The sequence below is a fragment of the Terriglobia bacterium genome, from assembly GCA_036496425.1.
Classification (GTDB): domain Bacteria; phylum Acidobacteriota; class Terriglobia; order 20CM-2-55-15; family 20CM-2-55-15; genus 20CM-2-55-15.
In genome coordinates this window covers 1-10046 of record DASXLG010000170.1, presented here as the reverse complement: position 1 = coordinate 10046, position 10046 = coordinate 1, and the positions used below count along the sequence as shown (strand labels likewise).

Genomic DNA, 10046 nt, shown 5'->3' with positions numbered 1-10046 from the left:
CGGAGTCGCCGGTCCCGCCGCCATTGCGATGTGGTTTCCAGCGGAAAGGCGAGGAGTTCCGATGGGTATCTGGGCGACCTGGGTGCCGGTCGGCAATATCGTGATGTTTAATCTCGCGCCCCCCTTGGCGAAATCGCGGGGCTGGCAATCGGTGTGGTGGGCCGGAGCGGCATTCGCAGCGCTGACGTTCGTTCTTTACGCGTTGTTCTTCCGGACCCCGGATGACGCCCCTAAAGAAGTGCAGCGCTCCGATGGAATCGGCAAAGGGATGGCGAATGCAAGCCTGTGGCTGGTCAGCTTGAGTTTCCTGTGTTTCAACTGGGTCGTTCTGGCCCTGGCAACCTTCTATCCGACATTCCTGTCGAGCTTCAGGAACATGGGCCTCGCGCAGGCCTCATTTTTAGCCAGCCTGCCAATGGTAATGGCGGTGTTCTCTTCGCCCCTGGGCGGATGGATTTCAGACCGGATCGGCTCACGCAAGAAAATCATCGCGATTCCGCTCGTCGTGATGGGCGCATTGCTTCTGTTTCCCTTCCACGCGTCCGGCGGGAGTATCGCCGTCGTGATGATCCTCATTGGAATAGTCCTCGGACCGATCCCCACCGCAACCTTTGCCGCGGTGCCTGAAGTTATGCCTTCACCTCAGCTGATCGGGATCGGCATGGGCATTGTCGCGCTTGGCCAGAATCTGGGAATGGTCGCCGGCCCCGCGGTATTCGGCAGGCTCGCCGAATCGATCGGATGGGCCGCCGCCGGCTACACGTTGATCCCGGTCTGCGCGATCGGCGTTCTCGCGGCATTATTCGCGCGTCTGCGGTAGCACCCGTTGGTTGGTTCCGGCCCGTAGCCGCGGGCTTTATGCCTAATGCCACAAGGTTTCATGTGCTGTGAGGCCGATTAACAAGGAGCGCTTCGCGAATATCTATAAGGAGCCGCTGCACGGGACTTTGAACCACCAACAACAATCCCCATCCCGTTTATTGGTATGCGGCTTGAACGCGCTACTCATACCTTAGCGCTTTGAGCGGATCGAGGCGGGACGCGCGGCGGGCCGGAATGAATCCCGCAAGCGCAACGCGCCTTATGGTGACGCCGTCCATCTCGTGCCTCTCAATGTCGGTAGAATCTGTCAGCCGTTCTGCCGGAGACGGTGTCTATAAGTATAGTGTTGCCTATGCGTTTCAAGCTCGCAGCAGCTCTTCTGATGACAATACTCGTCGTCGGCCAACCCGACGTCGGTCCATTCACCGGAATTCCCGTAGCACCGGCATACCCTGAACCGATCGCGCTGGACTTGCGCTGGCCCTGATACATATACGCAGAACCGCGCGCCCCTGACGATCCCGGGTGTCAGACAGTATCCGACGCTCTCCAGGATTTGGGACTGCGGCTGGAATCCGCAACAAAACTAACAACGAGAACCTGTGCTATGCTGCCTTCTCGCCGACAGATCACTGAGGGGATGCTGATTATGAGTTGGACCAGACGCACCATACTGGCGGCGGGAGCTGCGGCAGGCGCCACGGCCGCCCTGCCGCGCGGGTTTGCTCAGCAGCCGGGCAAAAAACCGGCCGGCAAGTTCTACGAAAAAGGTCCGGTTCGTATCTACTATGAGGAGGCCGGTTCCGGCTTCCCGCTGTTACTGATCCCGGGTGGAGGATTGAACTCGACTATTTCCTTCTTTACCGGGAATTCGCCCTTCAATGCGATCGAGCAGTTCAAGGGAGAATATCGCTGTATCACGGCGGACCTGCGCAACGCCCCAAGCGGCCAGTCCACCGGGCCAGTCGAGGTCGGCCGGCCGTGGGAATCCTATGCCGATGACCAGCTCGGCCTCATGGACCATCTGAAAATCGACAAGTTCTCGGTGATGGGTTTCTGCATCGGCGGCCCCTTTATCTGGAGTCTTCTGAAGCGCGCTCCCACTCGCATTGCCGCGGCCGTGCTGGCTCAGCCCGTGGGCTGGCGTCCGGAAATGCGCGACCCGAAGTACGCAGGCGCATTCTGGAAGGGCTGGGGTGCGACGCTGATCGCGAAACGGCCCGAGATCAGCTTGCAGACGACCGATCAATTCGTCACCCGGATGTTCGAGACCGACCCGGACTTCGTGTTCACCGTTACCCGCGATTTCGTGCGCAGTTGCCAGAATCCGGTCCTCATCCTGCCGGACGATGTCCCGGCGCACCCGCTCGCCGTCGCCATGGAGTGCGCGATGCTCGCGCCAAAAGCCGAAGTCAGCATCTTCCCCTGGAAAGAACCCAAGGAGCGAATTCCCCTGGCCGTGCGCCAGATTCATTCCTTCCTCAAGGCGCATCGGCCTGCTTAGGGAATCCGTAAAACCGGTCGCCTCCCAATGGCTGCGGCGAACATTATTACCGGCCGCCTTGATTCTTTGCAGTCCGCCTTTCACCATTACCCTGTGGTACACGTACGTGGTTCATGGCGGGTCCGTGTTAAGCCTGCTCGCCGAGTTCAGGCACGCCGGAACTCTGGCGGTGATCGGGCATGTATGGAGACCAGTGTTCTGGGGATCGCGGACCGCGTGGACGATGCTTCTCATTTACGGGACAGTCCAGCTGGCTCTGATGAAGGTTTTGCCCGGCCGTACCGTTCAGGGGCCGGTGACTCCCGGCGGCAACATTCCCGTTTATAAGGTCAACGGGCTTTTTGCATTTATCGCTACGCTGGCCCTATATCTGGCAGCCTCGTTCGGTTTGGGATTGTTCCCGGCGGCAGTGATCTACGATCATTTCGGGGAACTGCTGGGGGCGCTCAACCTTTTCAGTATCGTCTTTTGTGCCTTTCTCTACGTTAAAGGCCGGACCAGGCCTTCCAACTGCGACAGCGGCGGAACCGGAAGCATCGTTTTCGATTATTTCTGGGGAATGGAGTTGCATCCGGTCATCCTGGGTTGGGACGTCAAGATGTTTACAAACTGCCATTTCGGAATGATGGGCTGGCCTCTGATCCTCATATCCTTCGCAGCGGCGCAATATTCAAGGCATGGACGTCTCAGCCACGCGATGCTGGCCTCGATCGGGATTCAATTCATTTATCTGGCGAAATTTTATTGGTGGGAGGCCGGCTATCTTCGCTCGCTCGATATCACGCATGATCGCGCCGGCTTCTATATCTGCTGGGGCTGTCTTGCCTGGCTGCCGAGCATCTACACCTCGTCCACCTTGTATTTAGTGGATCACTCGCTATCTTTGCGCGCCTTACCGGCGGCTCTGATTTTTGCCGCAGGAACTGTGTGTGTGCTGGTCACTTATCTTGCCGACGAGCAACGGCAGAGGGTGAGGGAGACGGACGGAAGGACTCTGATATGGGGCAAAGCACCGGTTTTGATCGTCGGACGATATGTAACGGCCGGGCGCGGGCAAAGGCAAAACCTTTTGCTCGCTTCAGGCTGGTGGGGACTTGCCCGGCACTTCCACTACGTGCCCGAGGCCCTTTGCGGCTTCTTGTGGATACTGCCGGCCGGGTTCGAAAACCTGCTTCCCTACTTTTATCTTATTTTCCTGGCCATTCTCTTGCCGGATCGCGCTATTCGAGACGACAAGCGCTGTGCCGCGAAGTACGGTGAAGATTGGGAAGTCTATCGCAATGCGGTGCCCTATTGGGCGATCCCGGGAATAATCTGACAGGATGGTTTCGGCCGGCAGCCGGCCGTTGGAAGTGTTATTGAGTTATTGACCTGTTCCGTGCCCGGAGGTCTTTTGCGCTGCTAGACGAGTCCGCATGACGTTTGCGATTTCCTCATGCGCAAGCTTGGAATCCTGGATCAAGGACCGGAAACCATCGCTGTCGATTGCGAGAACTTCCGCATCGGTTTCAGGTCCTGCGCGGACAGTAGCTGTGCGCAGCATCCCGAGTAACAGTCCCACTTCTCCGAAGAAGTCGCCCGGAAAGAGTTGCCCGACGACGGCATCTCCTCCGCCGGGGGTGCGGCAGAAGACCTCGCAGGCTCCGCGAGTTAAAACATAGAAGGCATCGGCGGGCTCACCCTGCCGCACGATTTCTTGCTGTGCGGCATAGTGCTGGAGCTGGACTCGCTCGGCCAGGTTTGCCGCCTGCCGCGCGTCGAGCGACGGCAAAGCAACAGCAAGCCCGGTGGCGATGATCCGCTGGCGCATCACCCGCGACAGTTCCTGGCTCGTGAGGTCGCTCGTCGAGATCATCGTCATGAAGCCGCTTCTGTCCAGCTCCATCAACTGAGTTTCCCGAATGGCACGGGCCGTGGCGTTTCGCGTCGAGCCGGTCAACAACCCGATCTCTCCGAAATAGCCGCCTGGGCCCAGCCGATTCACGACGCGCGATGCGCCATCATGGCCGGCGGCAACCTCGATATCCACCTCTCCCTCGTGAATCATGAAGAAGCGATCCGCGACCTCGCCTTGACGGATGATCACGGCGCCGACAGCATAGGTTCTCAGGACAACCTGTGACGCGACATCCGCAAGAGCCTTGCGGTCGAGCGTCGGAAGCACCATCGCGGCCTGTTCGGTCCGTTCGGCCCCGGGGCGGCCCGGGGTTGCGGCTCGAAATTCGGAGATTCGCACCTTGCATCCGGAGGGCGCGGGGACCGGTTCCATGCGGGTACGCAGCTTATAGTTCGGTGGATCCAGCGACAATCGCGTGCAACGCAGCAGCATCGCGACGGTCAGCATGATAATTATTTCCGCCTGCCCGTTCCCCAGGCACAAATGTGGGCCGACTCCATATGGCGCAAAAACACCGGGCTGACGATCTTCACGACGCGGTTCGTAATACCGTTCGATGTCAAAGCGTTCCGGCTCCGGAAAAAACTCCGGCAGGAAGTGCGGGACGCTGATCGCGATAAGAATTTCCTGTCCCGCCTCGACCCGATAACCCTGAAATTCGAAGGGTTCTGCGACATGGCGTCCGATGCCCGGCGCGACCGGATGCAGCCGCAAGGTTTCGAGGAATGCGCCGCGGAATGTCCGCATACCGCGCAGTTCATGAGCCGTTGGAATGCCATGGCTGAAGGTCTGATCGATCTCAGCATGGATCTGGTCCAGCATCTCGGGGTGCCGCAGCAATTCGTAAATAAAAAACGTGGAGGTGCTTGCAGCGGTGTCGAGGCCGGCCAAAATGGGCCCGAGGACAAAGGCCGTCAGATCGTGTTCGGATAAAGGCCGGCCATCGATCCGGCCCGCCAGGGCGATGTCGGCAATCGTGCGTTCGCCTTGCGGAGATGTCATGTGCCGGCGCTCGTCGAGGATTTCCCGGGCAAATTCGAATAACACCGCTTTTGAACGGCGATAGCGCGGGCAACGCACTCGCAGCGCGGGGAACTTTCCCAGGAAAGCCTCGATTAAATTCGTCTGGAAAAACACCACTTCGTCGAATATCTTTTCCGGACTTCGCCCCAGGATGGCTCTCCCCAACTGTTCCGAAATCAGCCGCTGCATCAGAGGGCGCAGAGGGATGCTCTGTCCGGCCGCCTGGCGGATCACCGATTCGAGGACCTCTCCGATATGAGGCAAATTCCGATCCAGCATTTCGCGCGAATACGCCGGCCGCAGCAGTTGCCGCACCTGTTGATGCCGCTGGCCGTCGATGCTGAACATCAGGTTTTCTCCCTTGAGTTCCTTCTCCATCACGGCAAACGCCCGCTTATTTTCCAGGCAATGAGCGCCTGCGCCGCGCATGAAGAAATCGTTGGCTTCGGATCCGGCGAACACCAGAAAACGATGGTGGGCGGCATTGACGCGAAACACCGGCCCGAACCGAAGGTAATTCTGAACGAAGAATGGAGCAGGATCTCGCATCAACTCGAGAGCGCTGCCAAGAAGGGGCCACCCTGGGACGAGAGGAGGTTTGGCGGCTGTCATAAACTGGCTGTCAGGCGCGGCGGCCAGTAGGGAGACAAGCGCAGGATCGCATAACGCGGAAGCGGGTGCAGCAATCTCGCGAGACCGCGGCGGACGCCGATTTGCCGTTGGGTATCGAGAATGATGTCATGGAAAGAATGGCGCTGGTAGCGCAGGAGGCGCTCACTCTCCACCGTATCGAGCCAATCCATCGGATATGGCCGCTTCCCGAACGCCGCTTCGGGGAGCGGGTCGATTCCCATCACCCAGAGTGCCTTGAATATGTAGTCCCGGTACAGGACTTGACAGCGCGGGCCGCCTCCGACTAGGAGGATACGCCCAAGCGCATCATCGCAATCGAGAGCATTGGCCAGAGCGGCGGCGGCATCGCGGACGTGCAGTGTTTCGACCCTGGTGTCGAGCGGAACTTCGAACAGCAAAGCCGGCGGGCGCCGCCACGCGATGTGCGGTACATAGGCGAGCCGGATGATCGTCCAATCGAGACCCGACCGCTTCAGCATGTCCTCGCACTCGAGCTTGTGGGCGGTGTAGGCATCCACCGCCATCACAGGATCGTCGACCCGGCGCGGCGGAGGAAGATGCGCCGTCGGCCCGTAGATATGAAAGCTTGACGTATAGATGATTCGCGGCCGGCCGGCGGCAGCCTTGGCGGCGCTCAGCACATTGGCGGTGCCGGCAACATTAACCTCTTTCGCCAGCACCGGATCGGAGTCGCTGTCCGGCGGCAAAACGCCTGCAAGGTGGATGATGGCATCCTGATCTTGCACTGCCGCCTGTAACGCCCCGGAGTCCCGGATGTCCCCCCAGACCAACTCCGCAAAACGCCAACGCCGTGCGGCCTTTCGGTTCCAGATGGTGGGAAGGTCGAATGTGCGAATGCGGTGACCCCGGCGCTGCAACTCCCCGACGAGTCCGGAGCCGATACATCCAAAGGCTCCAGTGACCAGAACTTTCACAGTTGATCCAGACCAGATGGCGTGGCCGCCGCGGACTGCAGCGCAATCTGCCGAGCTTTCTCCGTAATGCCCAAACCTTTCTCCGACGAGGCCGGAACTATATCGAGCCGCATTTTATCAGAACCGTCGGACGTTGAAGGTGCTCGACTGGCGAGGGCAGTTTACTGGGTCTTCAAACGCGGCAGCAGCGATGTGAAAAACGCCGGCGCCCAGAGCGCAACGGCAGCGGAGTATTCTCGCGGTCACATTCACCAGTATGTTAACCGGCGTCTAACATATTGGTGAATATCGCCCAGATGGACATTCCCCGCCTTAACGGACGCCGCCCATGAGTTCGGCCGCTAACGAAACCGAACCCGCAAATGCTCCAACCGAGTGGGCCCTCAAAGGACCCTGTCTAGAAACGTCCGGAGGTGATCCAGGTAACCCGGCAGGCCGAACGTCTCGTTGTGTGCCGCCCGATCGATCACCCACATCTCCTTCGGCTGGTTCGCGGCAGCAAAGAGTTTCTCGCCCATCCAGAACGGCACGACTTCGTCCGTCCGGCTATGAATCAGCAATTTGGGCGCGCGTACGCGGGCGATATCCTCGGCGTTCGGAAAATTCGTTCGAACCAGGAAGCGAAGCCACGGGAAATATGGAAACTGGACCGCCGCCATGTCCCGGATGGATGTAAATGTCGATTGTGTGATCAATGCGGCGCACTGATGGCGGGATGCCAGCCGGATTGCCGGCGCCCCGCCCAACGATTCGCCGAGAATGACGAGATGGGACGGCGGCACGTTGAGATTCTGCGTCACGTACTGATACGCGGCCTCCGCATCGAGCATCACTCCGTTACCGTTCGGCGAGCCTTCGCTTTTGCCGTATCCACGGTAATCAAAGAGAAAGACCGAAACGCCAAGTTTGCGAAACTGACCGGCGGCGTCGAATCCGTACGATAAGTTCCCGCCATTGCCGTGACACCACATGATGGCTCCGCGTGCATGCTCCACCGGACAGAACGCGCCGCTTAACCGCACGCCATCATCGGCGGTAAATGTTACATATTGAACCGGAAAGCCATGATCACCCCCGTAAAATCCTTCCCGGCTGGGGTGGTAGATGAGCTGATTCTCGAAGATCATCGCGGTTGCCGTTCCAAGCACGCAGAACATCAGCAGCATACGCCCGATGCGGGCGGGCCAGGACGGAGACTTGAAAAGCGAATTGCGTTCATTTCGCGCCACTACAGCTCACCCACCGGCCATGCCAAGGGACTGCATACATTTTCCTATGATGCGCCGCGTCTCGCTTGCGGGGCTGGAAATTCGAATAGACTCGAATCCGGCGCGCGCCCATTATCGCTGTTATACTTCACCTCTTCTCGTGAACCTGGAGGAGTGTTTCGATCATGTCCGAGAGCATCGCGACAACTTGTCCGCAATGTGGGGGCCTCGGCTTCCGGTACCTGGACGAAAAGCAGGGAGTCGTTCGCTGCGACTGCAGGGATCAGGAGCTGCCTGCCCGCCTGCTGAAAGCGGCGGAGATACCGAGCAAGTATGCGGGCTGCCGGCTCGATAACTACGTCACGAACGAACACGACCCATATCTCAAGGTTGCGCACGAGATGGCGAATAAATACGTGACGGATTATGTGAGCCATCCCATACGCAAAGGCCTCCTGTTTCAGGGCTCGCCCGGTCTCGGCAAGACTCATCTTGCGGTCGCCATCATCCGGACGCTGGCGGAAGCGGCGCGTGTTCCCTGCTTCTTCTGCGACTTTTCCGCCGAACTGCAGAAAATTCGCGATTCCATAAGCAGTGCACGCACATTGGTGCTGCCCCGGCTGGTCTATGACGCAGACGTGCTGATCCTGGATGACTTCGGGTCTCAGCGCTGGTCCGCCTGGGTGCAGGACCAGATGTCGAACGTCATCAGTAACCGCTATAACAACGGCCGCTCCACGATCATTACAACCAATCTCACCGACAAACCGTCTGCCGATCGCAACGCCCTTCGCATCGCGGCCATGAAGAAACTCGGCGTGATGAATCACGAAGGCGAGATCGACAACTTTGCGATGGCCCGGCTGGAACAATGCGGTATCCGTTTTACGGCGGTCCGCGACGAACCGGAAACACTCGAAGATCAGATCGGCGACCGATTGCGGTCACGGCTCTATGAAATGTGCGACCTCGTTCCAATGTACGGCCGCGACTACCGGCGGCGGCAAGCCGAACGCAGCCGCGATATCCGCCGCTGACCACGAACCGTGTTTATCTCTGGTGTGATATTGCCTGCCTGGCCTGCCTGGTCCGCCACATTTATGATGCGGGAACTTTGGCTATTGCAGGAGATTTCCCAGGGCTACAAAAACTGCCACAATGATGATGGTGATCCCGAAGTTGCGGCGCAGGCTGTAGTGCGAGAGACGAACCGCCAAGGCGCAGCCGGCGATCATGCCTGCGAGAGAAAAAGCTAGAAAACCTGCCAGCAACGGCCAGTCGAATGTGATGAACCGCAGCTGGCCCAAGATTCCCGTACTGGAGTTGAAGGCGATAACCGCGAGAGATGTTCCCGCGGCCTTTCTCGGATCGAGTCCGGCGAACAATACGAGGGCCGGTACAATCAGGAACCCGCCACCGATTCCAAGGAAGCCTGTCAGCAACCCCACTGCAAAACCAGCCAATAGAGAGCGGTAGACGCTGAGTTCCGTGGCCTGATGCAAGCCCGTTGAGCCCCGCCACATCGCGAGCCCGGCGGACAGCATGATGACGGAAAACATCAGGAGCAGGCTTTTGCGCGAGAGCAGATGGGTGCCCGCCGATCCAATAAAAGAACCGGCCATGCCGGTGACCGAGAACAGCAGGCTCGGCCTCAAATCGACATTGCCTCGCCGGAAATGCAGGATCGCACCGAGCAAGCTGGTCGTGCCGACGATCACGAGCGACATTCCGACGGCATTCTCCGCCGGGATGCGCGCGACATACACGAGTAGCGGAATCGTGATGATCGATCCGCCCCCGCCGAGTGCCCCGAGAGACAACCCGACCAGCAGAGCCAGTATCGTTGCGATGATGTAACCCAAAGGCATGATCGATTTCCTGGAGCAAAACCCGGGACAATTTAACATGGCTGACGGTAAGATGCTGCGCATGGAGGAAGTTGTCATGAATGAAAAGAAACATGAATTGCCAGTAGCACGAAGGCTGTTTCTGGGTCGATTGGGCGCCGGCATGTCCGTGCTCGG

Annotated in this window: 9 protein-coding genes; 5 read left to right on the top strand and 4 right to left on the bottom strand. The window is 59.1% G+C overall.

Going from position 1 to position 10046, the window contains the following annotated elements:
- The 4 genes from VGK48_11845 to VGK48_11830 all read left to right on the top strand — a co-directional run.
- On the top strand, positions 1-820 hold an 820-nt coding region (locus tag VGK48_11845; GenBank protein HEY2381861.1), incomplete at its 5' end, for an MFS transporter.
- Between the two features lie 354 nt (positions 821-1174).
- Positions 1175-1309 carry a hypothetical protein gene (locus VGK48_11840; protein ID HEY2381860.1) on the top strand — a complete coding sequence of 45 codons (135 nt, stop codon included), beginning with the start codon at positions 1175-1177 and terminating at the stop codon, positions 1307-1309.
- 162 nt (positions 1310-1471) lie between these two features.
- A complete protein-coding gene (locus VGK48_11835; protein HEY2381859.1) occupies positions 1472-2326 on the top strand; it encodes an alpha/beta hydrolase in 855 nt (284 codons plus the stop codon).
- Positions 2327-2384: 58 nt separating this feature from the next.
- Positions 2385-3644, top strand: a complete 1260-nt coding sequence (locus tag VGK48_11830) for a 7-dehydrocholesterol reductase (GenBank protein HEY2381858.1) — start codon at positions 2385-2387, stop codon at positions 3642-3644.
- 45 nt (positions 3645-3689) lie between these two features.
- Here VGK48_11830 and VGK48_11825 read toward each other — a convergent pair whose 3' ends face one another.
- The 3 genes from VGK48_11825 to VGK48_11815 all read right to left on the bottom strand — a co-directional run bounded on the left by VGK48_11825 (position 3690) and on the right by VGK48_11815 (position 8043).
- Positions 3690-5858 (bottom strand): cytochrome P450, encoded by a 2169-nt coding sequence (locus tag VGK48_11825; GenBank protein HEY2381857.1) that lies wholly within the window; start codon positions 5856-5858, stop codon positions 3690-3692.
- Positions 5855-6814, bottom strand: a complete 960-nt coding sequence (locus tag VGK48_11820) for an NAD(P)-dependent oxidoreductase (GenBank protein ID HEY2381856.1) — start codon at positions 6812-6814, stop codon at positions 5855-5857. The genes VGK48_11825 and VGK48_11820 overlap by 4 nt, the downstream gene beginning before the upstream one ends.
- A 383-nt stretch (positions 6815-7197) precedes the next feature.
- Complete coding sequence (locus tag VGK48_11815; protein HEY2381855.1) at positions 7198-8043, bottom strand: alpha/beta hydrolase; 846 nt, start codon at positions 8041-8043, stop codon at positions 7198-7200.
- Between the two features lie 164 nt (positions 8044-8207).
- Here VGK48_11815 and VGK48_11810 point away from each other — a divergent pair, with 164 nt between their 5' ends.
- Entirely contained in the window at positions 8208-9059 is an 852-nt protein-coding gene (locus VGK48_11810) for an ATP-binding protein (protein ID HEY2381854.1), read from the top strand.
- Positions 9060-9140: 81 nt separating this feature from the next.
- Here the strand turns inward: VGK48_11810 and VGK48_11805 are convergent, their stop codons facing one another.
- Positions 9141-9890, bottom strand: a complete 750-nt coding sequence (locus VGK48_11805; protein HEY2381853.1) for a sulfite exporter TauE/SafE family protein — start codon at positions 9888-9890, stop codon at positions 9141-9143.
- Between the last annotated feature and the right edge of the window lie 156 nt (positions 9891-10046).